Genomic DNA, 24,496 nt, shown 5'->3' on the forward strand with positions numbered 1-24,496 from the left:
CCTTCTCACACGAGGCTTATGGGTATGTTTACCCGTTAAGCGCGCCCCCTTGCCCCATTTTGCGCAGACCGTCAACAATCCGCGCAAGCGCCATGCTCAGCGAGCCCTTGGCCAGCACGGTATCGCCGGTTTGGATCAGATCAGGCAGGTGCTTGGCCATTTCGGCGCTGGTTTCAAACCACATCCCACGCTTGTCGCCGGGCAGAGCCTCATGCAGCGCCTGCATCAGCGGGCCGATGCAATGCACCTGATCCACGCGCGCCATCGCATCGACCTGAGCCATCGCGGCGTGCATAGCCTGTTCCTGCGGCCCCAGCTCTTTCATGTCGCCCAGAAAGGCAATCTTGCGCGCACCTCGGGATGCCGCCAGTACATCCAAAGCCGCCTCCATCGAGGTCGGGTTGGCGTTGTAGCTGTCATCCAGCAGTTCGATCTGCCCACTACTTGCCAATGGCAAAGTCTCGCGCACACCGCGGCCTTTAACTGGAGACCATTGGCGCAGCCCTTCGATGGCCTGTTCCAGATCGACGCCCAGTTCGACACAGGCCGCCAAGGCCCCCAACGCATTCATTGCAAAATGCGTACCAGCTGATTGGATATCGAAGGTGAATTGAGTGTCACCAACGGTGGCCGTAGCCTGTATCGTGTCTGGCCCGGCAACGACTTCGTTCATTTGGTAATCCGCAGCCTTGCGGCCAAATTCGACCACACCAGCACCTTGTCCAAACGCGGTTTGGCGCAGAATATCCGCGTGTTCGATATCGGCATTCACAATAGCCGCGCCGCCCGGCTCCAGCCCCTCGAAGATCGTGGCCTTTTCATGGGCGATCCCCTCGACCGATTCGAAGGCTTCGAGATGAACCGCCGCCACGGTTGTCACCAGCGCCACATGTGGGCGGGCCTGGCGGGCCAGCGGAGCGATTTCGCCGGGGTGGTTCATCCCGATCTCGATCACTGCAAATTCGGCATCCTGTGGCATCCGCGCCAGCGTCAGGGGCACGCCCCAATGGTTGTTGTAACTGGCCACGCTGGCATGGGTCCTGCCCTGTCTTTCCAGAATGGTCGCCAGCATTTCCTTGGTCGAGGTTTTGCCGACACTGCCAGTCACCCCGACGATACGTGCTTCAGTGCGCGCACGCGCGGCTTGGCCCAGTGCCTCCAAACCGGCCTGAACATCCTCGACAATCAACAGCGGCGCATCTGCGGGCACGCCCTCGGGAACGTGCGAGACCAAGGCTGCGCTCGCGCCTTTCTCAAGCGCTTGAGCCACAAAATCATGCCCGTCGCGCGCAGCCTTCAACGCAACAAACAGGTCACCCGGCTGCAAGGTGCGCGTGTCAATCGACACACCGTTAGCCGTCCATTCAGTCGTCGCACGACCACCGGTTGCGCTTGCAGCCTCTGCCGCTGTCCAGAGCGTCATGCTACCCTCCCATCCAGAGCGGCCACGGAGATGCTGGCTTGTTCGACATCGTCAAAGGGCAAAACCTGATCGCCGACGATCTGGCCGGTTTCGTGTCCTTTGCCTGCTATCAGCAGCGCATCGCCCGGTTGCAAGGCATCAATGCCCCGCAGGATGGCTTCGGCACGGTCGCCCACTTCGGTTGCACCGGGCGCGCCCTCCATCACGGCGGTGCGGATGGCGGCCGGGTCCTCGCTGCGCGGGTTGTCATCGGTGATGAAGACGATATCGGCGTTGTTGGTTGCGGCCTTGCCCATCAGCGGGCGTTTGGTGGCATCACGGTCTCCACCCGCACCGACAATGGCGATCAGACGACCCATCACATGCGGGCGCAGCGCTTTCAAAGCTGTCGCAACAGCGTCGGGCGTGTGGGCATAGTCTACAAATACCGCCGCGCCATTGTCGCGGGTTGCGGCCAGTTGCATGCGGCCTCGGACCGTTGTCAGATGCGGTAGGGTTTCAAACACCCGCTCAGGCTCTTCGCCTGCTGCGATGACCAGCCCACAGGCCAGCAGGATGTTTTCAGCCTGGAACCCTCCGATAAGGTTCAGGCGCGTTTGGAAGGTCTTGCCTTGCCAGGAGAACCGCAAATCCTGCCCGGTCGAGTCAAACCTTTGGTTCATCAAACACAGGTCGGCCTCACCCAGCCCAACGGTCAGCACCGACTGTCCCCGCGCTTCGGCGATCTTGCGCACCTGAGCCCCCTTGGGGTCGCTGAGATTTACGACTGCGGTACCGTCCTGAGGCAGAACCCGATCAAAAAGCCCCATCTTGGCAGCAAAGTAAGCCTCGAAGGTTTCGTGGTAGTCCAGATGATCCTGCGTGAAGTTCGAAAACCCGGCAGCGGTCAGTTGAACGCCATCCAGCCGACGCTGTTCTAGCCCATGCGATGACGCCTCCATCGCAGCATGCGTTACGCCATTCTCCGCCGCCTCGAATAGGCAACGATGCAATGTGATCGGTTCTGGGGTGGTATGGGCCAGTGGAGCAGTCCAGGCACCTTCAACACCTGTCGTGCCAAGATTGACGGCGGAATGACCTAGCTCGGTCCAGATTTGGCGTACAAAGCTGGCAACCGAAGTCTTACCGTTGGTGCCGGTGACCGCCACGATCGTTTGCGGCTGCTGTCCAAACCACAGCGCCGCCGATCCGGCCAGTGCCTGACGGGGGTCTTCGACAACGATCAATGCAGCATCAGACGCGGCCAGTTCTGCCGAAGCGATCTGCGCGCCTTCGGCATCGGTTAAAACCGCAGCGGCCCCCATTCGCAGGGCGTATTGAATGAATTCACCGCCATGAACTCGCGTGCCGGGAAGGGCAGCAAACAGGAACCCCTCTTTGACCTCGCGGCTGTCAACGGCCTGCCCGGTGATATCCGGGTTAACGCCTCCGCGCGCGGTCAGGGCCAGTTGGCTGAGTTTCTTTGTTCTTGCGCCCATGACCCACCTGTTCCCTGGCACTCTAATTCGAGGTCAGGGTTATAGCAGCGCCCGCCTCAGGCTCAAGCCGGGGACGTAAGCCCAAAAGCGGCGCCACACGTCCAATCAGTTCAGCCGCGACAGGAACAGCCGTCCAACCCGCCGTGCGACGCTTTTCGCCATAGGCCACAATCGAGGGTTCATCCAGCGTAACAATCAGCACGTATTCTGGATCGTAGGCCGGAAAGATCGTGGCGAAGGTCGCGATAACCTTATCATCATAGTAGCCGCCACGTGGCTTTGGCTTGTCTGCCGTTCCGGTTTTACCCGCCACATCGTAGCCTTTGACATCACCAAAGCTAGCTGTGCCGTCGGTCACAACCTTGCGCAGCATCTGCTGCGCCTGCGACGCAGCGCTATCTGTCAGAACACGCGGGCCGTATTGCGGGCCGTTTTTCTTCAGGATCGTCGGGCTGACATAGTGCCCACCATTGGCAATCGCCGCATATCCCGCCGCCAGATGCATCGGGCTGGTCGACAAACCGTGGCCATAAGAAATGGTCACCGTACTCAGCTCACCCCATTTCTTGGGTTTGAGTGGCGCGCCGCCAGAGGCTTCGACAATCTCAAATGGCGTGACGTCGAACATGCCCAGTGTTGCCAGAAATTCCTGCTGTCGTTTGGCCCCAATCTGCAAGGCCAGCCGCCCTGTTCCCCGGTTCGAACTGTGGACGATCACATCGGCCACGCTGATCTTGCCGTAGTTCTTGCCGTTAAACTCACCAATCGGAAAACGACCGATCTTCATCGGGCCGGAGGTATCGATGATAGTCTCAGAATTCACCAACCCAAGCTGCACCGCCTGTGCTGCGGTGAATATCTTGAACACCGAACCCAGCTCGTACACGCCCTGCACATAGCGGTTGAACAACGGGCTATCGGAGGGATCAAAACCCGAAGTTGGCGGGCGCGGGCGATCATTGGGATCGAACGATGGCAGAGACGCAGCCGAGATCACCTCACCCGTATGGGCATTCATCAGAACTGCCGAGGCCCCTTTAGCATTCATAATCTTCATGCCGCCATACAAGACCTGCTCAACTGCGGCCTGAATGGTCAGGTCCAGCGAAAGTTGTAGCGGTTTGTTACCGTTGGCCGGGTCGCGCAGATAGTCATCAAACTTCTTTTCGACGCCAGCGACGCCGATCACTTCGGCGGCACTTACGCCCTCACGTCCAAAACCGGACCCTCCCAGAATATGCGCGGCCAGTTTGCCATTGGGGTACAGGCGCATTTCACGTGGGCCGAACAAGATGCCCGGATCGCCGATGTCATGCACGGCCTGTTTCTGCTCGGGCGAGATGCGTTTCTTGATCCACAGGAACTTGCGGTTGCCAGTGAAGTCCTTGACCAGACGTTCCTTTTCCAGATCAGGAAAGATCGCCACCAGTTGATCCGCCGCAGCAATCGGATCAATCATCAGCGGGGGTTGGGCATAGACCGAGTAGGTATCCAGATTGGTCGCTAGAATACGGCCTTCACGATCAACAATGTTGGCCCGCTGCATCGCAATTGACGCACCAGGGGCGCTTGCCAAAGGTTCCTGTGCCTCGGACGTCGCCAGCATGCCCATGCGGGCACCAACAACCGAAAACGCGCAGAAAAAGAACAGGCCGAGCACCAGCAAGCGCCCCTCGGCGCGGGCGCGGGCGCGATCTTTCATCTGCTCGTGGCGTTGCCGGATATTCTCGCGCTCGATGACCTTGGGGTTTTCCCCTTTTGCGCGCGCTTCAAGAACACGGGCCAGAGGACGAAGTGGGGTACGTGTCATGGCAACTGAACCTCGCCCAGCGCCTGCAGATCCGTTATGGCCTGCAATTCAATCGGATCAACAATTGGCAGATCAGGATCCTCGGCATAGGCGATCTGATCCGCACGCCCGAACTGTTCAGCCCGCAAGGGCAGCAGGCCCAGACGTTCGAAGTTCAAATCGGCCAGTTCACGCAGACGATCCGGGCGGTTGAGATAAGCCCATTCGGCATTTAGAACCGCCAGCCGCACCTGCGCCGTTCCAATCTGACGCTGCAATGACTGGGTTTCTTTCAACACCTGCTGGGTGCGGTAGTTCTCTTGATACGCCCAAAGCGCCAAACCAAATACGGACATGGCAGTCAACACATACAGAATACTCTTCATCTTGCCCTCTCCCCCAGCTGCGGCATGCCAATGGCACGCGCATCGATTTCCCCTGCCGGAGCCTCTGTCCGAACCGCAACGCGCAGCTTGGCAGAACGCGCGCGTGGATTTTCCTGCAATTCCTGGTCATCCGGCCCCACGGCCTTGCGGGTCTTCAGGGTAAATTGCGGCAGTTCCTGTTCGATTTCGGGCGCATAACGATTGGCCCGACCGATCTTGCCGGCGCGTGATTGCAAGAACCGCTTGACCATCCGATCCTCGATGGAATGAAAGGTCACAACGGCCAGTTGCCCGCCCGGCTTCAGTGCCCGCTCAGCCGCCATAAGCCCCTGAAACAGCTCTTCATATTCAGCGTTCACCGCGATCCGCAGCCCCTGAAAACTACGTGTCGCCGGATGCGATTGGCCCGGTTTCGGACGCGGCAGGCAAGATTCGATGATCTCAGTCAGACGCAGGGTCGTTGTGATCGGTGCCTCAGTCCGTGCCTTGATGATCGCCTTGGCGATACGCCGGCTGGCCCGTTCTTCGCCAAAATGGAACAGAATATCGGCCAGTTGAGCTTCGGTCGCGCCGTTCACCAGATCAGCGGCGCTTTCGCCCTCTTGGCTCATCCGCATATCCAGCGGCCCATCTTTCATGAACGAAAACCCGCGCTCGGCCTGATCCAATTGCATCGAAGACACGCCAAGGTCCAAAACGATTCCGTCCAGATCCTGCGCATATTCATCCAACCGCGAAAACACACCCGGCTGCATCACCAGCCGGTCGCCGTAGTCGCCCGCCCAGCCGGAGGCCATCTCAAACGCCAGCGGATCGCGATCCACGCCGATCACCTTGTCGGCGCCGGCCTCAAGCAAGCCCCGCGCATAACCGCCGGCACCAAACGTCCCGTCTAACCAAATGCCCGACACCGGAGACACCGCCCCCAGTAAAGGACGCAGCAGGACAGGAACATGTGGGTTCGTGGAAGAGGAGACAACGCCGGACATGCCGCTACGCGTCCCCAACGCCATCAAGGTAGACCATCGGGTCGAAATCATCCGGCAGATCGTCTATCCACTCTTCGGTCTTGGCCAGTTCCTCGACCTCATAGGTCTCGGGCTTCCAGATCTGGAAAGTATCACCGGCGGCAATAAAGAATGCCTCATTTTCAAGGTCGATCTTATTGCGCAGCTTGGCAGGCAGGACCAAACGCCCTGTCTCGTCTACAGTTGTCGGGAACGACTGACCATGGAACATACGCTGTAGCATCCGCCGCTCCATCGAGCCGCGCGGCAATGCATCGATCTTGTCGTCGACCTCATCAATCGCCTGCATCGTGTAGCATTCAAGATATTTGCGACGGTGGTCGCCATAGACAATCACAAGCTCTGGAGTGTCACCGGGCTGCCAGTTGGGATCAGACGCTTCAAGCACACGGCGAAACGAGGCTGGGATCGAGACCCTGCCCTTCGTGTCCACCTTATGGTGGCTTTCACCTCTAAACCTGCGCGCCAAGACGACTGTCCCTTCCGCTTGCGCCCCACCTCAAAATTCACGCCCCCGGATTAAAAACGGCGGGTTGATCTGCTGCCACTGATCAACCCGCCGCATTGACCCGCTGTGCGGGATGTCCAGCTGCGCGCGCCACCTGGGGGGATGTCTGCTCGCTCGCGCGCCGGATCTTCAGAGTGATGAAAGCGAAGCGCCTGTATGAAACCTGTTTGTTATTTGGTTTGGGGTCGTTTGGTGCCCCTGCTGCCTCGTCCTCATCGGATGCATATAGGGATGCCATGGGAATTCATGGAAATCAATAGGAAATTTGGGCCAGACGCAGGATCAGCGGCCGAATGACGACCCTCAAGCCTCTCCGTGGAAAACCCAAGGTACCCCTTGTAGTTGTTGCCGCCAAACAAGCCACTATATATATGAAAAGCTGGCCAACTCAATTGGTCCCATGATTTCCCATATATTCTCAGACTTTTTCAAAGAACCGGGCGTTTTCGTCGATTTTCTTGCTCGTAAAGTCGAATCACCTCTCAAAAAAATTCATAGATATCGCCAGAGTTCACCGCATCCCACGAATTCCCAGTAAGGTCACACGACGCCTCGAAAAGACCCCAACACCGTTCGATATTCGATCCGCGAACGCCTAAAATTTGTGATTTGCCGCTCAAACATTGCGCACTCAGATCGTGCATCAACTTTTTTCAATGTAACGATTTTGCAAATGATCTGCCCAGAACTCATGTTTTTAGGGGCAATCAAGGTGCAGAGCATCAAGTTTTTGATATCTATGCATTTGCTGCATAGCAGCATTGTTATCGCTACCTATTGTGCAATTGCAGCATTGGCTTATCTTCACTCTCAAGCAAACGCTGGAAATGACCAGCACTGAGATATGAAAGCGAGTGAGCAAATGGCAGTCGCAACCAACACCTCCGCGCTAAAAGGCGCATACAGCAACGGTCTGAACGCATGGGTCGAAGCCGCCAAAACTCGCTTCACCCGCTACCGGATGTACCGCCAGACAGTCAATGAGCTGTCCAGCTTGTCGGATCGGGAACTGGCCGATCTTGGCCTGCATCGGTCGATGATCCGCCGTCTGGCCAAGCAAGCCGCCGATGAGCACACAGCGCGCTAAGCGCCCAGAACAACCGAGATCAGGCCCTTCCTCCTCCCTTTAGGGTCTGTAATCAGCGGCAGCATCTACCTCCTCCCTGATGCTGCCGCGCCTTGTACCGGCCCAAATAGCCGGAAACTGATACATCAGGGCTCTCCTCCTCCCTGCTCTGATGTTGAAAGCGCGCGGTGACGTCTACCTCCTCCCTGACGTCGCCGCGTCTTCCTCATACCGGGTTCAAACCCGGGTGCTGATACATCAGGGCTCTCCTCCTCCCTGCTCTGATGTTGCAAAGAGCGGCGGTTCCCTCTCCTCCTCCCTGGGAATCGCCGTTTTTCTTTTGCAAACAGCAAAAAAGGGGCGCGAACGCCCCCACCTTCTTCTGTTCAAAAATACCTCGGAGCGCGAGGCAGAGCCTCGCAAAAGATCAAAACGGCACGTCGTCCTTGGTCGTCAGAAACCGAGAGACAACTTTCTTGGTCCCCGCCTTGTCGAATTCGACCTCAACCTTGTCACCCTCGATACCAACCACACCGCCATAGCCGAATTTCTGATGAAAGACGCGCTCACCCAAGGTGAAACTGGCCACTGCCGTTACATCGATCACCGTATTCCGGCTTTCCTTGGGTTGCGACATCCCATACTGCCCCTGCCGTGCCTGCATCCGCTTCCAGCCCGGCGAGTTGTACACATTCGCCTCGGCTGCGCGGGTTTCAATACCCGCCGAGACCTGCCCGCCGCCATACAACCCCGGAGGTGTCAGCACCTCAACATGATCCTCGGGCAATTCGTCAATGAATCGCGAAGGCATGGAGTTCTGCCACTGCCCAAACACCCGCCGATTGGCCGCAAAGGATATCGTGCAGACCTCTTCCGCACGGGTGATACCCACGTAAGCCAAGCGCCGTTCTTCTTCGAGTCCCTTAAGCCCGGATTCGTCCATCGACCGTTGTGAGGGGAACAGACCATCCTCCCACCCCGGCAGGAACACGGCTGGGAACTCCAATCCCTTTGCCGCGTGCAGGGTCATGATCGAGACCTTGGCGCCATCCGAATCCTGCTCATTGTCCATGACCAGGCTGACATGTTCCAAAAACCCTTGCAGGTTCTCGAAATTGTCCAGCTGGTTCACCAGTTCCTTGAGGTTTTCTAGCCGCCCCGGCGCTTCGGGTGTTTTGTCGTTCTGCCAGTGACCGGTATAGCCGGACTCGTCCAAGATGATCTGCGCCAGCTCGATATGCGTATGCTCGGGCGCGCCATAGCGGATCGGCGACACGCCATCGTCGATGACCGAGTCATCATCGACCTCAATCCGCGGGCCCCGTGTCATCGCATTCCAGCGCGCCAGACCGTCGATCAACTCGCGCAGCGCCGTGCCGCCCTTGCCTTTGATCAGGCCATTTTCGACCGCAAGCCGCGCGCCTTCGACCAGAGACACCCCGTTCTCACGCGCCGCCACCTGAATCGTCTGCTGTGCCTTGTCTCCCAAACCGCGCTTGGGTGTGTTCACGATCCGCTCAAACGCCAGGTCATCCTCGGGGCTGACCACCAGCCGGAAATAGGCCATGGCATCGCGAATCTCCATCCGCTCATAGAAGCGCGGGCCGCCGATCACCTTATAGGGTAGACCGATAGTCAGGAACCGATCCTCGAACGCCCGCATCTGATGCGAGGCGCGTACGAGGATCGCGATCTCATCAAGGTTCATCGGCCGCACGCCGCGCGTACCTCCCTGCGTCGCATCGATTTCCTCGCCGATCCAACGCGCCTCTTCCTCGCCATCCCAATGGCCGATCAGGCGAACCTTTTCTCCGTCTTCGCGATCAGTCCACAACTCCTTGCCCAACCGGCCTTCATTTCCCCGAATGACATTCGATGCGGCCGCCAGAATATGCGGGGTCGAGCGGTAGTTCTGCTCCAACCGCACCACAAACGCGCCGGGGAAATCCTTTTCGAACCGTAGGATGTTGCCCACTTCGGCCCCGCGCCATCCGTAGATCGACTGGTCATCATCGCCCACGCAGCAAATGTTCTTGTGCCCCCCAGCCAACAGACGCAGCCAGAGGTATTGGGCGACGTTGGTATCCTGATACTCATCCACAAGGATGTAGCGGAACCAGCGTTGATATTGTTCCAGCACCTCCGAATGGGTCTGGAAGATCGTGACCATGTGCAAAAGCAGGTCGCCGAAATCCACAGCGTTCAGCTCGCGCAATCGGGTCTGGTATTGAGCATAAAGCTCAATGCCCTTGTTATTATACGCCCCCGCATCCGCAGCGGGCACTTTGTCAGGTGTTAGCGCACGGTTCTTCCAGTCATCGATGATGCCGGCGAGCATACGCGCGGGCCAGCGCTTGTCGTCGATATTGGCCGCCTGCACCAACTGTTTGAGCAAACGCAACTGATCGTCACTGTCCAGAATGGTGAAGTTCGATTTCAGATCGGCAAGCTCTGCGTGACGCCGCAAAAGCTTGACGCAGATCGCGTGGAAGGTGCCAAGCCACGGCATCCCCTCGGCGGGCCGACCCAGCATACGCCCAACACGCTCTTTCATCTCGCGCGCAGCCTTGTTGGTAAAGGTCACCGCCAGTATTTCGTTTTCGCGTACCCTGTGGGTTCTGAGCAAATGGGTGATCCGCGCCGTCAGAGCCTTGGTTTTGCCCGTTCCAGCCCCGGCCAACATCAAAACCGGCCCATCCAGATGCTCGACCGCTTCTCGCTGCGCGGGGTTGAGATCATTAAGATACTCTGCCGAGGCTGCAGGCATCGCCCGCGCCGAAAGCGATGCGCCTTCGAAGGCGTCCATTTCGTCGTAACTGCTCATCCCTCTAAACTACGCGGGTTGCTTGTCGAGGGGAAGAGTTTGTTCACGGCTTGTTCACTCATTTTTTGGGACCAAATACCCACAAATCACGAACGAACCTCACCCCACTGTAGGCGCAGACCAGGAAAACAACCTCAGATGCTTGCCGAATCGCAAAGCAGAACGGATCAATCCGCATGGACTTGCACAGCACTTATCCCGGCATCCCGGACCTGAAGCACCGCGCGAGGCGGCGGTTGCCGCGCTTTGTCTGGGACTACGTAGAAAGCGGAACAGGGATGGAAACCGCCCTGCAGCGCAACCGGGATGCTCTGGACCGAGTACAGCTTTATCCCGCAATCCTGCGAGGTGAGAGAGATTTTGACACCCGCACGCGGTTTTTGGGCCAGAACTACCCGATGCCGTTTGGTATTGCCCCGATCGGCATGTCCGGACTGGTCTGGCCGGATGCCGAAGGTCTGTTGGCCCGCGCCGCCGCCAAGGCCCGCCTGCCCTACACGCTCTCAACGGTCGCGGCACAAAGCCCCGAAGATCTGGCACCCAGTATTGGCGGCAATGCATGGTTCCAACTCTATCCGCCCAAAGACCCTGGGATACGCGCCGATTTGCTATCGCGCGCACGAAACGCGGGGTTTACGACTCTGGTGCTGACCGTTGATGTTCCAGTGGCCTCGCGGCGTGAGCGTCAGACACGCTCGGGCCTTACCCAACCCCCAAGGCTGACGCCACGACTGTTGGCACAGATCGCGATGCGACCCGCCTGGGCGTTAGGGATGTTGCGGCAGGGGTCGCCCAGAATGCGCACGCTGGACAAGTATATCGACAGCGGACAGAACCTGCCGCCAACCGCCCATGTGGGGTACCTGCTGCGCACTTCGCCAGACATGGACTATGTTAATTGGCTGCGCGATCACTGGGACGGGCCATTGATCATCAAAGGTGTGATGCGCGCCGAAGACGCCGAGCCTTTGGAGCGCGCGGGCGTTGATGCGCTGTGGGTGTCAAACCACGGCGGGCGCCAGTTCGATGCGGCCCCCGCCAGTATCGACGTCTTGCCAGAGCTGCGTTCGGCAACCAACCTGCCGCTGATCTTTGACAGTGGCATCGAAGGTGGCCTGGACATCCTGCGCGCGCTGGCCTGTGGGGCGGATTTTGTCATGCTGGGGCGGGCTTTTTTGTACGGGATGGCAGCCTTGGGACCGCTAGGTCCGGCCCATGTGATCGAGATTCTGAAACAGGATATGCTGTCCAACATGGGACAGATGGGCGCCTTTTCTTTGGATCAGCTGACCCAAAGTAAATTAAAGAATTGATGCTGCATCGCAGCGACGTTAAGAAAAGCGCATAAACAAAAGGCGTTTGCGAGCGTTAACATGCCGGTTCTACCCAGAAAGACTGATGTATCTGCGCGTAGTGTCCGGCTAAGAACACGCCCAAACCATCAACACCGGGACCCGCTATGACTGACTTCAAAAAGATCCTCATCGCCAACCGCGGCGAGATTGCCATTCGCGTGATGCGCGCCGCCAATGAGATGGGCAAACGCACAGTCGCCGTCTATGCAGAAGAGGATAAGTTGGGTCTGCATCGCTTTAAGGCGGATGAAGCCTATCGCATTGGCGAGGGAATGGGCCCGGTTGCCGCTTATCTGTCGATTGATGAGATCATTCGCGTCGCCAAGGAATGCGGTGCGGATGCGATCCACCCCGGTTATGGCTTGTTGTCGGAAAACCCCAGCTTTGTGGATGCCTGTGTGAAGAACGGAATCACGTTCATCGGACCCAAAGCGGAAACCATGCGCGCCTTGGGGGACAAGGCCAGCGCGCGACGGGTCGCCATCGAAGCAGGTGTGCCCGTGATCCCGGCAACCGAGGTTCTGGGCGATGACATGGATGCGATCCGGGCCGAGGCCAAGGAAATCGGCTATCCCCTGATGCTCAAGGCCTCCTGGGGTGGTGGCGGGCGCGGCATGCGCCCGATCGAATCCGAGGACGAGTTGGAAGAGAAGGTTCTGGAAGGTCGCCGCGAGGCAGAAGCCGCCTTTGGCAATGGCGAGGGGTATCTAGAGAAGATGATCACCCGCGCCCGCCATGTCGAGGTGCAGATTCTGGGCGACAAACATGGTGAGATCTATCACCTTTATGAACGCGACTGCTCGGTCCAGCGCCGCAACCAGAAAGTGGTTGAACGCGCCCCTGCCCCGTATCTGTCCGAAGACCAACGCGCCGAGATTTGTGAACTTGGCCGCAAAATCTGCGCACACGTGAACTATGAATGCGCGGGCACTGTCGAATTCCTGATGGATATGGAAACCGGCAAGTTCTACTTCATCGAAGTGAACCCTCGTGTGCAGGTTGAACATACCGTCACAGAAGAGGTCACCGGTATCGACATCGTTCAAGCTCAGATCCTGATCGCTGAAGGCAAGACCTTGGCCGAAGCCACCGGTGCAGCCAGCCAGGCCGACGTGCATCTGACCGGCCACGCGCTGCAAACCCGGATCACCACCGAAGACCCGCAGAACAACTTCATCCCCGATTATGGCCGCATCACAGCCTATCGCTCGGCCACTGGTATGGGCATTCGTCTGGATGGCGGCACAGCCTATGCGGGCGGGGTGATCACACGATACTATGACTCGCTGCTCACTAAAGTGACGGCGAAAGCTCCAACACCCCAGGCCGCAATTGCCCGGATGGATCGCGCACTGCGTGAATTCCGGATTCGCGGGGTCAGCACCAATATCGACTTTGTCATCAACCTGCTGAAACACCCGACCTTCCTGTCGAACGAATACACCACCAAGTTCATCGACACGACACCGGACCTGTTTGCCTTTAAACGCCGCCGCGACCGGGGCACCAAAGTGCTGACCTATATCGCGGATATCACCGTGAACGGGCATCCCGAGACCAAGGATCGCCCGGAACCGCGCTCCGATCTGAAAGAGGCCAAGGCGCCCGCGCTCAAGGCTGAGCCGCAGATGGGCACCCGCAATCTGTTGGAACAGAAAGGTCCACAGGCGGTTGCAGATTGGATGAAGGCCCAGCGACAATTGCTGATCACCGACACCACTATGCGCGACGGGCACCAGTCACTTCTGGCCACCCGGATGCGCTCGATTGACATGATCAAGGTTGCGCCCAGCTATGCGGCGAACCTGCCACAGCTGTTCTCGGTCGAGTGCTGGGGCGGTGCAACCTTCGATGTGGCTTACCGGTTCCTGCAGGAATGCCCCTGGCAGCGTCTGCGCGACCTGCGCGAAGCGATGCCGAACCTGATGACCCAGATGCTGCTGCGGGGCGCGAACGGGGTTGGCTATACCAACTACCCCGACAACGTGGTTCAGGAATTCGTTCGCCAGGCTTCACAGAATATCGACGTGTTCCGCGTATTCGACTCGTTGAACTGGGTCGAAAACATGCGCGTCGCCATGGATGCGGTGGTCGAGAACGGCAAGATCTGCGAGGGCACCGTGTGCTACACCGGTGATATCCTTGACCCGGATCGCGCCAAATATGACCTGAAATACTATGTCGGCATGGCGAAAGAGCTGCGCGATGCTGGGGCCCATATTCTTGGCCTGAAGGACATGGCCGGTCTGCTGAAACCGGCCTCGGCCAAGATCCTGATCCGCGCTTTGAAGGAAGAGGTCGGCTTGCCGATCCACTTCCACACCCATGACACCGCCGGTATCGCCAGCGCCACCATTCTGGCTGCCTCCGAGGCGGGCGTGGATGCTGTGGATTGCGCGATGGACAGTTTCTCGGGCAACACCAGTCAGGCAACACTGGGTACGGTGGTCGAGGCGCTGCGCCATACCGACCGCGACACCGGGCTGGACATCAAGGCCATCCGTGAAATCAGCGATTACTTCGAGGCTGTGCGTGGCCAGTATGCGGCCTTCGAATCCAGCCTTCAGGCCCCGGCGTCCGAAGTTTACCTGCACGAGATGCCGGGCGGTCAGTTCACCAACCTCAAGGCACAGGCGCGCAGCCTGGGTCTGGAAGAGCGCTGGCACGAAGTGGCACAGATGTATGCCGACGTGAACCAGATGTTCGGTGACATCGTCAAGGTCACGCCGTCTTCCAAGGTCGTTGGCGACATGGCGTTGATGATGGTCAGCCAGAACTTGACCCGTGAACAGGTCGAGGATCCGAATACCGATGTGGCCTTCCCCGATTCGGTCGTGGATATGATGCGCGGCAATCTGGGTCAGCCTCCGGGCGGGTTCCCTGACACCATCATCCAGAAAGTGCTGAAGGACGAAGCGCCGAACACGCAGCGCCCCGGAAAGGACGTGCCTCCGGTTGATCTGGAAGCCACCCGCGCCGAGCTGTCCAAGCAACTGGAAGGCAAGGAGGTTGATGACGAGGACCTCAATGGCTACCTGATGTATCCTAAGGTGTTCCTCGACTATATGGGCCGTCACCGGACCTATGGCCCCGTTCGCACGCTGCCGACCCGCACCTTCTTTTATGGAATGGAACCCGGGGACGAGATCACCGCCGAGATCGACCCGGGCAAGACGCTGGAAATCCGCTGTCAGGCCATCGGGGAGACCGATGAAAAGGGCGAGGTCAAAGTCTTTTTTGAACTCAACGGGCAACCTCGGGTGATCCGGGTGCCGAACCGTATGGTCACCTCGTCCACGCAGGCGCGACCCAAAGCTGAGGCGGGCAACGCCAACCATATTGGCGCCCCGATGCCGGGCGTTGTGGCAACGGTAGCGGCCAGTGTCGGACAACAGGTCAAAGAAGGTGACCTGCTGCTGACCATCGAAGCCATGAAGATGGAAACCGGCATCCACGCCGAACGCGATGCACTGGTCAAAGCGGTTCATGTTCAGCCTGGCGGGCAGATTGACGCCAAGGACCTGCTGGTGGAACTGGAATAAGCTGTAAAATCAGCTAAGCTTTGAATGGCCGCGCGGGCAACTGCGCGGCCATTTTGCATGACCCTGACGGAGGCCCCAAGAATGCTGACCATTACCCCGATCTATGCCGCATTGATCGCAATTCTTTACGTCTGGCTCAGTGCAAAGGTCATCTCGGCGCGCCGCAGCGGGAAGGTCTCGGTCGGGGATGGGGATGACAAAGCGCTGATCAAAGCGATGCGAACTCACGCAAATTGCGCGGAATATGCACCTTTTGCGCTGCTCTTGATTGCAATGGTCGAATTGCAGGGCGCGCCAGCTCTGTTAGTGAATCTGTTGGGTTTGTTGATCCTCGCCGGACGGCTGATGCATGCCTATGGCTTTGGCCACAACCCGCAGGTTATTGTTCTGCGCCAGATCGGTATGGTTATGACCTTTGCCGCCATTCTGTTCAGCGCCATCGCCAATCTTATTCTGGCTTTGTAGGTCCCTCGACCGGGCTTACCCCGGCATCACGCTGACCTCGGCCAAGGACCACGCCATGCCCACTGGATATGCATGGCTTACCTGATCCGGCTCGGCTTTGATGATCCAAAATCCCATCACAATCATCACCGCAAGCGCCGCCAATTTAAGGTCTGCAATCTGTACCATCTTTCCACCTCCGCCATTTTCGGTCTCAGTTGCTCTGGTTCTTCAACGCACCAGACACCGGTTTCCGTCGAAAGATTTTTCCGGAATTTTGTGTTTTTCCGCTTGCAGCCTCGCGTGGGACTTTATACATCCCTCCTCACTCAACGGCGCGGGCGTAGCTCAGGGGTAGAGCATAACCTTGCCAAGGTTAGGGTCGGGCGTTCGAATCGCCTCGCCCGCTCCATTGAGAGGTCTTTGGACCATACAAGTATCTGATGCGGGCGTAGCTCAGGGGTAGAGCATAACCTTGCCAAGGTTAGGGTCGGGCGTTCGAATCGCCTCGCCCGCTCCAGATACTAACCTTTCCCGAACATGCTGGTCCTTTGCGAAGCGTTGCCCCATTCTGGCGACACTGCGCATTACAGGATCATTGAATATGTCTGACTACGTCATCCGACCCCTTACAGCAGCCGAACTGCAGCACGCCGTTGAATGGGCCGGGCGCGAAGGGTGGAATCCTGGTCAGAACGATGCCGCGTGTTTTCGCCCTACTGACCCGCATGGCTTTCTGGGCGGATTTCTGGATGGAGAGATGATCGCGTCAGTGTCCGCTGTGAACTACGACGACGCGTTTTCATTTCTAGGTTTCTACATCGTCCGCCCCGAATTTCGTGGATCGGGCCATGGGCTGGAGATCGCCCAGCACGCGCTGGCCCATTGCAAAGGGCGCAATATGGGTCTGGATGGTGTGGTCGAGCAACAGGACAACTATCGCAAATCCGGCTTTACCTTTGCCTATAACAACTATCGCTTTAGCGGAACAAAAACCGGGATATTGGCAGCGCTTGGATCGCAGTCGACTGCGAACATATCCGTTCTGACTGAGATATCAGAGGATTTGCTGGCCTATGATCGGGCCCTGTTCCCTGCCCCGCGTGACGTTTTCCTGCGTGAATGGCTGCGCGCACCCAGCCATACCTCGCGCACCTTTGTTGAAAACGGGGTGATCAAAGGTTACGTGACCCTGCGCCCCTGCCAGACCGGATACAAGATCGGGCCATTGTTTGCAGATAGCACTGAGATTGCGCAGGCGCTGCTGGCCTCGGTTCTGAGCAATATACCCGAGGATCATACGACGCATGAGGTGTTTATCGACATGCCCCAACCCAACGCCGCCGCCTTTGCGCTGGCCGATGCGTTGGAGCTAGAGAAGGTCTTTGAGACCGCCCGGATGTATTCGAACCATGAACCCGATATCGACCTGAACCGGATTTTCGGCGTGACGACGTTTGAGTTGGGCTAGAAGGCCTTGAACGTCATCGTCGTCAGTGATCGTTCGATACCGGGAATCACCAGCAGGTTTTCATTGATGAAATGGCCCACATCTTCGGATTCTGGAATATAGAGCTTCAGCATCAGGTCATATTCACCGCTGGTAGAATAGAGCTCGGAGTGGATTTCGCGCAGCGCGATCTCTTCCGCCACTTTGTAAGTGGTGCCGGGTTTACAGCGGATCTGGATGAAAACGCAGGTGGACATGGGCCGGGCCTTGTTGGTTCGTGTTGCACGCAGGCTGGCACGGGCCGCGCCTGTGTGCAATCCCCTGCAACAGTTTGCAGCGAAGGCATCAAGCGGTCTGGATAGGCAGCCCGTCCGCGTCTATAAGCGCCCCTGTAGCAAAAGGAATTCGCCCATGCGCAGCGCTAAGATCAGCCGTCAGACTGCCGAGACCGAGATCTCGGTCGAGGTCAATCTGGATGGGACCGGTCGATATGACAACCAGACCGGTGTTGGCTTTTTTGATCATATGCTTGACCAGTTGGCGCGTCATTCGCTGATCGACATGACGATCCGGGCCAAGGGCGATTATCACATCGACGACCACCACACGGTCGAGGATACCGGGATCGCGCTGGGCCAGGCGCTGACTCAGGCATTGGGCGATAAAAAGGGGATTCGCCGCTATGGTGAATGCCACCTGCCTATGGACGACGCGCAGGTACGCTGTGCGCTTGATCTGTCTGGCCGCCCGTTCCTAATCTGGAACATCGACTTGCCGACACCCAAGATCGGTACCTTTGACACCGAGTTGGTGCGTGAGTTCTTCCAGGCGCTCAGCACCCATGGTGGCATCACCTTGCATATCGATCAGCTGCATGGCTTTAACAGTCATCACATTGCCGAAGCCGCCTTCAAAGCGGTTGCACGGGCGCTGCGCGATGCGGTCGAAACCGACCCGCGCAAGGCGGATGCGATTCCGTCGACGAAAGGTGCCTTGTAGATGCTGACTGCCATCATCGACTACGAGAGCGGCAACCTGCACTCGGCCGAGAAGGCATTTCAACGCATGGCACAGGAACTGAACGCAGGCGAGGTCGTGGTGACCTCGGACGCGGATGTTGTTGCACGCGCTGATCGGCTGGTGTTGCCCGGTGATGGAGCCTTTCCCGCCTGCGCGGCAGAGCTGCGGGGGCATAAGGGCATCTACGATGCCATGGTCGAAGCGGTCGAACAGAAAGGCCGCCCGTTTCTGGGTATCTGCGTCGGGATGCAGCTGATGGCCACGAAGGGCCATGAATACAGCGAGACCGATGGTTTGGGTTGGGTGGCTGGCGATGTGGTGCGGATTGAACCGTCAGACGCTGCGCTAAAAGTTCCGCATATGGGTTGGAACGATCTGGTTCTGGAAAGCGATCACCCCGTGTTCAACGGTGTCGCATCCGGTGATCATACCTACTTCGTCCACTCCTACCACTTCCGTGTCACAGACCCGGCGCAGCGCTTGGCATATGTTGACTATGGGCAAAAGGTCACGGCCGTGATCGGCCGCGACACGATGGTGGGCATGCAGTTTCACCCTGAAAAAAGCCAGGATGTGGGCCTGCGCATGATCGGAAATTTTCTGACCTGGGCCCCTTAAAAGCCTATTGAACGCGCGTCCAGTCCTGCCCGCGGCAGACTAGGCCGCCCGCAACACAGCCTTTGACGGTCAGCTTGTTCTGGCTGTCCAAGGTCATTTTCGAGCTGTAAGTCTTATCTCGGTCCGGCGCCCAAATCTTGCCACCGCTATAGGAGCCCCCGCCATCGGGCGCCATGTCCCAGATGATCTGCTTGCCAAGGTTTTCGTATTCCAGCTGCTCATTTCCATCTTTGTCAAACGCAGTATCGATGGTCCCGCAAATCGCGCTGCCGCATTCAGCGATTGAGACATGCAGATAGCCCCCGGTGTCACCCGGTTGTGTTTTCCAAAGCCCATCAACGGGGTCCGCCGCCATTGCGCCGGTCGCCAAGGTTGCAAAGACAACGGATGTTGCAAATTTCATCATAGTAACCTCCCTGATTTGGTGTCAGTCTGGCGTGCCATTGGGCATCGGACAAGATTGACTTTGCGTCGCGTTGCATCCCCGGCCCGCCTTGTGCGATATGCCGCCCATGTAACATTCAGATAAGGCCGCCCGACATGATCCTCTACCCCGCCATCGACCTTAAAGACGGCAACGCCGTGCGCCTGCTGCGCGGAGAGATGGATAAAGCCACCGTTTTCAATGAGGACCCGACCGCGCAGGCCCGTGCTTTTGTCGAGGCCGGGTGCGAGTGGTTGCACCTTGTCGATTTGAACGGCGCCTTCGCGGGTGAGCCGGTGAATGCCGCCCCGGTCGAGGCGATCCTGAAGGCCTGCAACGTGCCCGCGCAGTTGGGCGGTGGCATCCGCGACATGGCAACCATCGAGACCTGGATCGACAAAGGTCTGGCCCGCGTCATTCTGGGAACAGTCGCCGTTGAAAACCCCGATCTGGTGCGCGAAGCGGCCAAAACCTTCCCCGGCAAGGTCGCCGTTGGGATCGATGCACGCAACGGCCTGGTCGCAACCAAAGGCTGGGCTGAAGAAACGAACGTTCAGGTCACCGATTTGGCGCGCAGTTTTGAGGACGCAGGCGTTGCGGCGATCATCTACACCGACATCAACCGGGACGGGGCGATGCAAGGCCCAAATATCGACGCAACCGCCGCGCTGGCGAAAGCGGTTTCCATCCCTGTGATCGCTTCGGGCGGCGTTTCTTCGATTGAGGATCTACTTGCCCTGCGCGATTGTGGCGCAGCCTTGAACGGTGCCATTTCCGGACGCGCCCTTTATGATGGGGCGATCGATCTGAAAGAGGCTCTGACAACTCTCAGAGAATAGCGCGATGTTCCATTCCGCTGTCAAACGCTCGGCACTATCAGCCCGAAGCTTGCTTCATAAACGACTCAAACAGGGTGATTTCCTGGACTGTTTCAGCGTCGCGTCGGATTTATCACCACGCCAGGCAGCAGAAATCATCACCAGCTTTCCGGCATGGGCCATGGCGCTTGTTCGATTGCGCGGGTTATTGGTGGCGCCGTTCGGACTCAGCACCACTGGGCCGAGCGCAATGGATAAAGTTGGGATATTTCCAGTTGAACACGATGATGAGACCGAGGTGATCGCAGGCTTCAACGACCGCCATCTGGATTTTCGTGTTTCTGTCTTGTCTGAGAACGGCCGCATCTCGCTGGCGACCTGGGTTCACCGGCACAATCTGGGCGGACGCTTGTACCTGGCCGCAATCCTGCCCTTCCACATCCTGATCGCCAGAAACGCGCTTGCACGCGTCAGTCGCGCAAGCGCCTAGGGCTTAACCAGCCGCCGCCGCAGTCAGTTTGGCCAGCGCCCCGCGCATTTTCTCGACAACGGGCGCGTTTTCGACGTCGTCCAACTCGTCCATCGTTTCTTTCGGGTCCTCATAGGCCAACCAGACCTGACCCTCTGCATCTTGATAGGCCTGAACCTTCAATGGCAGGAACAGTCCAGCACGAGGATCGATCTGCATCGCGGGTGTGCCCAGAGCGGGGTTCCCGAAAATCAACACTTGGTTGGGTGGGATCGGCGTGCCCACCTTCTCGGCCCCTGCCGCGTGGTCAATCCGCGCAAAAACGGTTGCGCCCGCATTGCCCACGGCGGCTTCCAGTGCATCCAGCGCTTCGGCCACGGATTTTTCGGTTTGAATCTTGATAATATCGTCAGCCATGGCGGTCAGAGCGCCTCCGATTGTGAAAACTGATGCCAGAAGAAGATGTCTCATCGCAGTCGTCCTTTTGCTGAATTTCACACCTAATTTCCATGGCTTCGCCGCAGATCACAATCACAAGTCTGGCATCGGCGGGGCTTTGCCGGTAGAGGTGCGCCAAACAAAGGAAGGTTCATGCTCAAGACCCGCATCATACCCTGTCTGGATGTTGCCGATGGCCGTGTGGTCAAAGGCGTGAATTTCGTGGGCCTGCGCGATGCGGGCGATCCGGTGGAATCGGCCAAAGCCTATGACGCCGCAGGCGCGGACGAGATCTGTTTTCTGGACATCCACGCGACGCATGAAAACCGCGGCACGATGTTCGATGTGGTCCGGCGCACTGCCGAACAATGCTTCGTACCCCTGACCGTGGGTGGAGGCGTGCGCACCAAGGACGACGTGCGCGCCCTGCTGCTGGCGGGAGCTGATAAAGTCAGCTTCAACTCGGCCGCCGTCGCCAACCCGGATGTGATCGCAGAGGCCGCGGACCAGTTTGGTAGTCAGTGCATCGTCTGTGCCATCGACGCCAAAACCGTAAGCCCGGGGAAATGGGAGATTTTCACCCATGGCGGACGCAAACCTACCGGGATCGATGCGGTCGAGTTCGCCAAGACGGTTGTAGCCAAAGGTGCAGGGGAAATCCTGCTGACGTCTATGGACCGTGATGGCACCAAGGCCGGATTCAACCTGCCCCTGACCCGAGCGATCAGTGACGCGGTGGACGTGCCGGTGATCGCCAGCGGCGGTGTTGGTAATCTCGACCATCTGGTCGAAGGCGTGACCGAGGGTGGTGCAAGCGCGGTTCTGGCGGCCTCGATCTTCCATTTCGGCGAATACACCATCCGCGAGGCCAAAGAACATATGGCCGCTGCGGGTATTCCGATGAGGTTGATATAGTGCAGTGGGAAGACATCAGTGTCGTTGAACTGGAAACCGAACGAACACATTGCGATTGCTGCCGGCAGGCCTCAACCCGAGCCGTCGGGGAACTGATTTGGAAAGAAGAGTTTATCGGGTGGTTTTCGGTAGACTTTTCGGAAGTCTCGTCCAATCATCCTTCACACATCAAGGTTTATGTAGGCGATTGGTCGGACGGAGCACAAAGCGATTCACGTTGGGGAGTTTGGATTTACTGGCATTCGGAAGGGTTCTCATTGCAGGATTGGGATGATGAATATTGCAAAAACAACGATCTGTTTACCTGCCTCAACCGCGAGGACGTTTTAGGCTCAAGTTTTTCGGATGAGTTGTGGGCAATGGTCGATGCCATGGTAATGAAAGACAGCAGGCTCAAGGAATTGCACTCATCATGACGTTATTCGATCTTGAGAAGACAATTGCAGCCCGAAAGGACGCAGACCCGGACAGCAGCTGGACCGCCAAACTGCTGGCCAAGGGCCCGGAGAAATGCGCCGAGAAATTCGGGGAAGAAGCCGTTGAGGCGATCATCGAAGCCGTCAAAGGCGACAAGGATCGGCTAACCTCCGAAGCGGCAGATGTACTATACCACCTGTTGGTGATGCTGGCCGCGCGCGATGTTGCGCTGGATGATGTGCTCGCTGAACTCGAACGGCGACAAGGCACCAGCGGCATCGCAGAAAAGGCCGCCCGCTAAGCAGGGTTCCGATCTGCGCACCCCCGGCTTATGATCCTTCGGAAGGCTCAATAGGGGAACTCGGAATGATCAGAGCTTTGGCCTTTGTTCTGGCCCTTGTGAATTTGGCGGCTTGTGCCACCCCTCCCCCGGAGACCGGCGATGAGGTTCAGCGCCTTGCGACCGAAATCCGGGCATTAGGCCCCGACATTGACCCGGAAGAGGCCAACCGCGCCGCCCGGATCGCCTATTCCTACACCGCGCAACTGGTGCAGGAATATCAGATCACCGACCCCCCGCTGATCCACAATACAAAGGTCAATCAGGGGCTGCGCCCACGCGGGCTGTGTTGGCATTGGGCCGAAGATATCGAGCGCCGGTTAAAGCAGGAAAACTTCGAAACGCTTGCGTTGCACCGCGCCATCGCCAATGCCGACAACCCTTTCCGCATCGACCACAGCACGGCGATCATCAGCCGCGCCGGAGGCTCGATGTACGAAGGTGTTGTGCTGGATCCCTGGCGCTATGGCGGGGTTTTGTTCTGGTCACCGCTGTCAGACGACAGCCGATATGACTGGGTTCCGCGCGATGTTGTTCTGGAAAAACGGCGTCAGGCGCAGGTGGCACGGCTGAAACCCTATGTTGCAAACTAGGCTTACAGCTTGGATGAGATGATACCGGTGCTGAACCCACCCATGCGCAGTTCGCCAAACAGGCGCTGATATTCGATCTTCGGGCATCGATTCATCACCACATCCACACCACGGGCCTGCGCCGTTTCAGCGGCCTGAGGATGCTTGACCCCGATCTGCATCCAGATGGTCCGAAGCTTGGGGAATACCTCCAGCGCTTCGTCGACGATGGGCGGAACAGCCTCGGAACGTCGGAAGATATCAACCATATCGACAGGTTCAGAAATCTCGGACAGGGCGCTACGCACCGTTTGACCGAACAAGTCCTTGCCAGCATGGCCCGGGTTGACGGGGATCACAGTATATCCCTTCAAGGAAAGATACCGCGCCACATAATAGCTGGGCCGCACCGGGTTCATCGACACCCCAACTACCGCGATGGTTTTGGTGCGTTGCAGGATGGTTTTCAGATGCGCGTCAGAGTAGTTTGCCATGGTTGCATCCTAATCATAGCCGCAAAAAAGAAAAAAGCGCCCAAGAAGCCTTGGGCGCCAGTTGTTGGAACGAGGGACAGTGAAATGACCCGCGGCAGTTCCGTTCCGCGGTCACTGTGACATTTAGGCATGATCTGGTAAAAAAAAAGACCATGCGCTCATTTTTGTGATGACTTTTCACAAAATACGGACAATCGGCTAGTCTTCGTACAGAATGACGGGCCAATTTTCCTCGGCCAGATGAATATTCGCCGCTCTGTCCTGTTCCCACATCCGTTCAACTGCTGGGGAATGAGTGAGATACAAACGCCCATCCACGACCTGCCATGCCATGGGGTCAGTGCTTTTTAGAACCCCATTTGCCATCGCATAGGAACAATAGCCCCCGAACTGAGGTGCAAAGGCGCGCGGGTTACTTTCAAACCGCTCGCGATTTTCCTGTGACGCAAAATGCCACTGGGCCCCTTTCCACATGACAGCAATGCTCGGCTCACCCCGAACCGGTGCAGCACTGTCGAAATAGGACACCGGATCATACCCCGCCATCGCGGCCCCTTCGGTCGCATAATAGACAGGCTTGTCCTGCGCCCAAGCGACGGGCGCAAGGGCGATGGCTGTCAGTATACCGAATAGGAAACGGCGGTTTTGCATCTGGGTCCCGTGACAAAGAATCGAGCG

Annotated in this window: 26 protein-coding genes and 2 tRNA genes; 15 read left to right on the plus strand and 13 right to left on the minus strand. The window is 58.0% G+C overall.

Annotation, left to right across the window (positions count from 1 at the left end):
* Positions 1-28 precede the first annotated feature (28 nt).
* From AC2FFE_RS03325 to mraZ, 6 genes are read right to left on the minus strand one after another with little or no spacing between them, the layout of a single operon-like run.
* Complete coding sequence (locus tag AC2FFE_RS03325; protein ID WP_496845828.1) at positions 29-1,423, minus strand: UDP-N-acetylmuramoyl-tripeptide--D-alanyl-D-alanine ligase; 1,395 nt, start codon at positions 1,421-1,423, stop codon at positions 29-31.
* Complete coding sequence (locus tag AC2FFE_RS03330) at positions 1,420-2,901, minus strand: UDP-N-acetylmuramoyl-L-alanyl-D-glutamate--2,6-diaminopimelate ligase (RefSeq protein WP_496845829.1); 1,482 nt, start codon at positions 2,899-2,901, stop codon at positions 1,420-1,422. Before AC2FFE_RS03330 ends, AC2FFE_RS03325 begins: the two co-directional genes overlap by 4 nt.
* 22 nt (positions 2,902-2,923) lie before the next feature.
* Complete coding sequence (locus tag AC2FFE_RS03335) at positions 2,924-4,711, minus strand: peptidoglycan D,D-transpeptidase FtsI family protein (protein ID WP_496845830.1); 1,788 nt, start codon at positions 4,709-4,711, stop codon at positions 2,924-2,926.
* Positions 4,708-5,076: a cell division protein FtsL gene (gene ftsL, locus AC2FFE_RS03340; RefSeq protein ID WP_480547647.1), complete on the minus strand. Its 369-nt coding sequence runs from the start codon at positions 5,074-5,076 to the stop codon at positions 4,708-4,710. The genes AC2FFE_RS03335 and ftsL overlap by 4 nt, the downstream gene beginning before the upstream one ends.
* A complete protein-coding gene (rsmH, locus tag AC2FFE_RS03345) occupies positions 5,073-6,065 on the minus strand; it encodes a 16S rRNA (cytosine(1402)-N(4))-methyltransferase RsmH (protein ID WP_496845831.1) in 993 nt (330 codons plus the stop codon). Before rsmH ends, ftsL begins: the two co-directional genes overlap by 4 nt.
* Before the next feature lie 4 nt (positions 6,066-6,069).
* Positions 6,070-6,573, minus strand: a complete 504-nt coding sequence (mraZ, locus tag AC2FFE_RS03350) for a division/cell wall cluster transcriptional repressor MraZ (protein ID WP_496845832.1) — start codon at positions 6,571-6,573, stop codon at positions 6,070-6,072.
* 901 nt (positions 6,574-7,474) lie between these two features.
* Here mraZ and AC2FFE_RS03355 point away from each other — a divergent pair.
* Complete coding sequence (locus tag AC2FFE_RS03355) at positions 7,475-7,699, plus strand: DUF1127 domain-containing protein (protein ID WP_496845833.1); 225 nt, start codon at positions 7,475-7,477, stop codon at positions 7,697-7,699.
* 406 nt (positions 7,700-8,105) lie between these two features.
* Here the strand turns inward: AC2FFE_RS03355 and AC2FFE_RS03360 are convergent, their stop codons facing one another.
* Complete coding sequence (locus AC2FFE_RS03360; protein ID WP_496819387.1) at positions 8,106-10,502, minus strand: ATP-dependent helicase; 2,397 nt, start codon at positions 10,500-10,502, stop codon at positions 8,106-8,108.
* A 176-nt stretch (positions 10,503-10,678) separates the two neighbouring features.
* Between AC2FFE_RS03360 and AC2FFE_RS03365 the strand changes: the two genes are divergently transcribed.
* The 3 genes from AC2FFE_RS03365 (at position 10,679) to AC2FFE_RS03375 (ending at position 15,864) form a co-directional block, all read left to right on the plus strand.
* Entirely contained in the window at positions 10,679-11,815 is a 1,137-nt protein-coding gene (locus tag AC2FFE_RS03365; protein ID WP_496845834.1) for an alpha-hydroxy acid oxidase, read from the plus strand.
* Between the two features lie 146 nt (positions 11,816-11,961).
* The gene (locus AC2FFE_RS03370; protein WP_496845835.1) at positions 11,962-15,399 is read left to right on the plus strand and encodes a pyruvate carboxylase; all 3,438 of its coding nucleotides are present in this window, start codon (positions 11,962-11,964) and stop codon (positions 15,397-15,399) included.
* Between the two features lie 81 nt (positions 15,400-15,480).
* On the plus strand, positions 15,481-15,864 hold the full coding sequence (locus AC2FFE_RS03375; RefSeq protein WP_496845836.1) for an MAPEG family protein: 384 nt from the start codon (positions 15,481-15,483) through the stop codon (positions 15,862-15,864).
* Between the two features lie 15 nt (positions 15,865-15,879).
* Here AC2FFE_RS03375 and AC2FFE_RS03380 read toward each other — a convergent pair whose 3' ends face one another.
* The gene (locus AC2FFE_RS03380) at positions 15,880-16,032 is read right to left on the minus strand and encodes a hypothetical protein (RefSeq protein WP_496819391.1); all 153 of its coding nucleotides are present in this window, start codon (positions 16,030-16,032) and stop codon (positions 15,880-15,882) included.
* Between the two features lie 148 nt (positions 16,033-16,180).
* On the opposite strand from AC2FFE_RS03380, the gene AC2FFE_RS03385 reads away from it, so the two are divergent.
* The 3 genes from AC2FFE_RS03385 (at position 16,181) to AC2FFE_RS03395 (ending at position 17,314) form a co-directional block, all read left to right on the plus strand.
* Positions 16,181-16,255: transfer RNA gene (locus AC2FFE_RS03385), tRNA-Gly, on the plus strand.
* A gap of 33 nt (positions 16,256-16,288) precedes the next feature.
* Positions 16,289-16,363 (plus strand) — tRNA-Gly (locus AC2FFE_RS03390).
* Between the two features lie 84 nt (positions 16,364-16,447).
* Positions 16,448-17,314, plus strand: coding sequence for a GNAT family N-acetyltransferase (locus AC2FFE_RS03395; protein ID WP_496819392.1), 867 nt, complete (start codon positions 16,448-16,450; stop codon positions 17,312-17,314).
* Here the strand turns inward: AC2FFE_RS03395 and AC2FFE_RS03400 are convergent.
* A complete protein-coding gene (locus AC2FFE_RS03400; protein WP_170532103.1) occupies positions 17,311-17,550 on the minus strand; it encodes an Lrp/AsnC family transcriptional regulator in 240 nt (79 codons plus the stop codon). The two genes, AC2FFE_RS03395 and AC2FFE_RS03400, sit on opposite strands and share 4 nt — an antisense overlap.
* A 154-nt stretch (positions 17,551-17,704) precedes the next feature.
* On the opposite strand from AC2FFE_RS03400, the gene hisB reads away from it, so the two are divergent.
* Together hisB and hisH are read left to right on the plus strand one after the other, a co-directional pair.
* On the plus strand, positions 17,705-18,292 hold the full coding sequence (hisB, locus tag AC2FFE_RS03405; protein ID WP_496845837.1) for an imidazoleglycerol-phosphate dehydratase HisB: 588 nt from the start codon (positions 17,705-17,707) through the stop codon (positions 18,290-18,292).
* Positions 18,293-18,931 (plus strand): imidazole glycerol phosphate synthase subunit HisH, encoded by a 639-nt coding sequence (gene hisH / locus AC2FFE_RS03410; protein ID WP_496845838.1) that lies wholly within the window; start codon positions 18,293-18,295, stop codon positions 18,929-18,931.
* A gap of 4 nt (positions 18,932-18,935) precedes the next feature.
* Here hisH and AC2FFE_RS03415 read toward each other — a convergent pair whose 3' ends face one another.
* A complete protein-coding gene (locus AC2FFE_RS03415) occupies positions 18,936-19,337 on the minus strand; it encodes a DUF2147 domain-containing protein (protein ID WP_496845839.1) in 402 nt (133 codons plus the stop codon).
* 134 nt (positions 19,338-19,471) lie between these two features.
* Here AC2FFE_RS03415 and hisA point away from each other — a divergent pair, with 134 nt between their 5' ends.
* The gene (hisA, locus tag AC2FFE_RS03420; RefSeq protein WP_496819396.1) at positions 19,472-20,194 is read left to right on the plus strand and encodes a 1-(5-phosphoribosyl)-5-[(5-phosphoribosylamino)methylideneamino]imidazole-4-carboxamide isomerase; all 723 of its coding nucleotides are present in this window, start codon (positions 19,472-19,474) and stop codon (positions 20,192-20,194) included.
* A 4-nt stretch (positions 20,195-20,198) separates the two neighbouring features.
* Entirely contained in the window at positions 20,199-20,663 is a 465-nt protein-coding gene (locus AC2FFE_RS03425; protein WP_496845840.1) for a DUF2867 domain-containing protein, read from the plus strand.
* 3 nt (positions 20,664-20,666) lie between these two features.
* Here the strand turns inward: AC2FFE_RS03425 and AC2FFE_RS03430 are convergent, their stop codons facing one another.
* A complete protein-coding gene (locus AC2FFE_RS03430) occupies positions 20,667-21,113 on the minus strand; it encodes a DUF302 domain-containing protein (RefSeq protein WP_496819398.1) in 447 nt (148 codons plus the stop codon).
* Between the two features lie 120 nt (positions 21,114-21,233).
* Between AC2FFE_RS03430 and hisF the strand changes: the two genes are divergently transcribed.
* The 4 genes from hisF to AC2FFE_RS03450 all read left to right on the plus strand — a co-directional run bounded on the left by hisF (position 21,234) and on the right by AC2FFE_RS03450 (position 23,345).
* Positions 21,234-21,995, plus strand: coding sequence for an imidazole glycerol phosphate synthase subunit HisF (hisF, locus tag AC2FFE_RS03435; RefSeq protein WP_496845841.1), 762 nt, complete (start codon positions 21,234-21,236; stop codon positions 21,993-21,995).
* Positions 21,995-22,411 (plus strand): hypothetical protein, encoded by a 417-nt coding sequence (locus AC2FFE_RS03440; RefSeq protein WP_496845842.1) that lies wholly within the window; start codon positions 21,995-21,997, stop codon positions 22,409-22,411. The genes hisF and AC2FFE_RS03440 overlap by 1 nt, the downstream gene beginning before the upstream one ends.
* The gene (locus AC2FFE_RS03445; protein WP_496845897.1) at positions 22,405-22,713 is read left to right on the plus strand and encodes a phosphoribosyl-ATP diphosphatase; all 309 of its coding nucleotides are present in this window, start codon (positions 22,405-22,407) and stop codon (positions 22,711-22,713) included. The genes AC2FFE_RS03440 and AC2FFE_RS03445 overlap by 7 nt, the downstream gene beginning before the upstream one ends.
* A gap of 65 nt (positions 22,714-22,778) precedes the next feature.
* Positions 22,779-23,345, plus strand: a complete 567-nt coding sequence (locus AC2FFE_RS03450) for a hypothetical protein (RefSeq protein ID WP_496845843.1) — start codon at positions 22,779-22,781, stop codon at positions 23,343-23,345.
* A gap of 2 nt (positions 23,346-23,347) precedes the next feature.
* Here AC2FFE_RS03450 and AC2FFE_RS03455 read toward each other — a convergent pair whose 3' ends face one another.
* Together AC2FFE_RS03455 and AC2FFE_RS03460 are read right to left on the minus strand one after the other, a co-directional pair.
* Positions 23,348-23,818, minus strand: coding sequence for a CoA-binding protein (locus AC2FFE_RS03455; protein WP_496845844.1), 471 nt, complete (start codon positions 23,816-23,818; stop codon positions 23,348-23,350).
* 198 nt (positions 23,819-24,016) lie between these two features.
* Positions 24,017-24,469 carry a YHS domain-containing (seleno)protein gene (locus AC2FFE_RS03460; protein WP_496819402.1) on the minus strand — a complete coding sequence of 151 codons (453 nt, stop codon included), beginning with the start codon at positions 24,467-24,469 and terminating at the stop codon, positions 24,017-24,019.
* Between the last annotated feature and the right edge of the window lie 27 nt (positions 24,470-24,496).

It is taken from the genome of Ruegeria sp. YTSA168 (genome assembly GCF_059610045.1).

Excerpts from the sequence above, each read along its gene's own strand:
- AC2FFE_RS03325 (WP_496845828.1), bottom strand. The coding sequence starts at position 1,423 with ATGACGCTCTGGACAGCGGCAGAGGCTGCAAGCGCAACCGGTGGTCGT.
- AC2FFE_RS03330 (WP_496845829.1), bottom strand. The coding sequence starts at position 2,901 with ATGGGCGCAAGAACAAAGAAACTCAGCCAACTGGCCCTGACCGCGCGC.
- AC2FFE_RS03335 (WP_496845830.1), bottom strand. The coding sequence starts at position 4,711 with ATGACACGTACCCCACTTCGTCCTCTGGCCCGTGTTCTTGAAGCGCGC.
- ftsL (WP_480547647.1), bottom strand. The coding sequence starts at position 5,076 with ATGAAGAGTATTCTGTATGTGTTGACTGCCATGTCCGTATTTGGTTTG.
- rsmH (WP_496845831.1), bottom strand. The coding sequence starts at position 6,065 with ATGTCCGGCGTTGTCTCCTCTTCCACGAACCCACATGTTCCTGTCCTG.
- AC2FFE_RS03355 (WP_496845833.1), top strand. The coding sequence starts at position 7,475 with ATGGCAGTCGCAACCAACACCTCCGCGCTAAAAGGCGCATACAGCAAC.
- AC2FFE_RS03360 (WP_496819387.1), bottom strand. The coding sequence starts at position 10,502 with ATGAGCAGTTACGACGAAATGGACGCCTTCGAAGGCGCATCGCTTTCG.
- AC2FFE_RS03365 (WP_496845834.1), top strand. The coding sequence starts at position 10,679 with ATGGACTTGCACAGCACTTATCCCGGCATCCCGGACCTGAAGCACCGC.
- AC2FFE_RS03370 (WP_496845835.1), top strand. The coding sequence starts at position 11,962 with ATGACTGACTTCAAAAAGATCCTCATCGCCAACCGCGGCGAGATTGCC.
- AC2FFE_RS03375 (WP_496845836.1), top strand. The coding sequence starts at position 15,481 with ATGCTGACCATTACCCCGATCTATGCCGCATTGATCGCAATTCTTTAC.
- AC2FFE_RS03380 (WP_496819391.1), bottom strand. The coding sequence starts at position 16,032 with ATGGTACAGATTGCAGACCTTAAATTGGCGGCGCTTGCGGTGATGATT.
- AC2FFE_RS03395 (WP_496819392.1), top strand. The coding sequence starts at position 16,448 with ATGTCTGACTACGTCATCCGACCCCTTACAGCAGCCGAACTGCAGCAC.
- AC2FFE_RS03400 (WP_170532103.1), bottom strand. The coding sequence starts at position 17,550 with ATGTCCACCTGCGTTTTCATCCAGATCCGCTGTAAACCCGGCACCACT.
- hisB (WP_496845837.1), top strand. The coding sequence starts at position 17,705 with ATGCGCAGCGCTAAGATCAGCCGTCAGACTGCCGAGACCGAGATCTCG.
- hisH (WP_496845838.1), top strand. The coding sequence starts at position 18,293 with ATGCTGACTGCCATCATCGACTACGAGAGCGGCAACCTGCACTCGGCC.
- AC2FFE_RS03415 (WP_496845839.1), bottom strand. The coding sequence starts at position 19,337 with ATGATGAAATTTGCAACATCCGTTGTCTTTGCAACCTTGGCGACCGGC.
- hisA (WP_496819396.1), top strand. The coding sequence starts at position 19,472 with ATGATCCTCTACCCCGCCATCGACCTTAAAGACGGCAACGCCGTGCGC.
- AC2FFE_RS03425 (WP_496845840.1), top strand. The coding sequence starts at position 20,199 with ATGTTCCATTCCGCTGTCAAACGCTCGGCACTATCAGCCCGAAGCTTG.
- AC2FFE_RS03430 (WP_496819398.1), bottom strand. The coding sequence starts at position 21,113 with ATGAGACATCTTCTTCTGGCATCAGTTTTCACAATCGGAGGCGCTCTG.
- hisF (WP_496845841.1), top strand. The coding sequence starts at position 21,234 with ATGCTCAAGACCCGCATCATACCCTGTCTGGATGTTGCCGATGGCCGT.
- AC2FFE_RS03450 (WP_496845843.1), top strand. The coding sequence starts at position 22,779 with ATGATCAGAGCTTTGGCCTTTGTTCTGGCCCTTGTGAATTTGGCGGCT.
- AC2FFE_RS03455 (WP_496845844.1), bottom strand. The coding sequence starts at position 23,818 with ATGGCAAACTACTCTGACGCGCATCTGAAAACCATCCTGCAACGCACC.
- AC2FFE_RS03460 (WP_496819402.1), bottom strand. The coding sequence starts at position 24,469 with ATGCAAAACCGCCGTTTCCTATTCGGTATACTGACAGCCATCGCCCTT.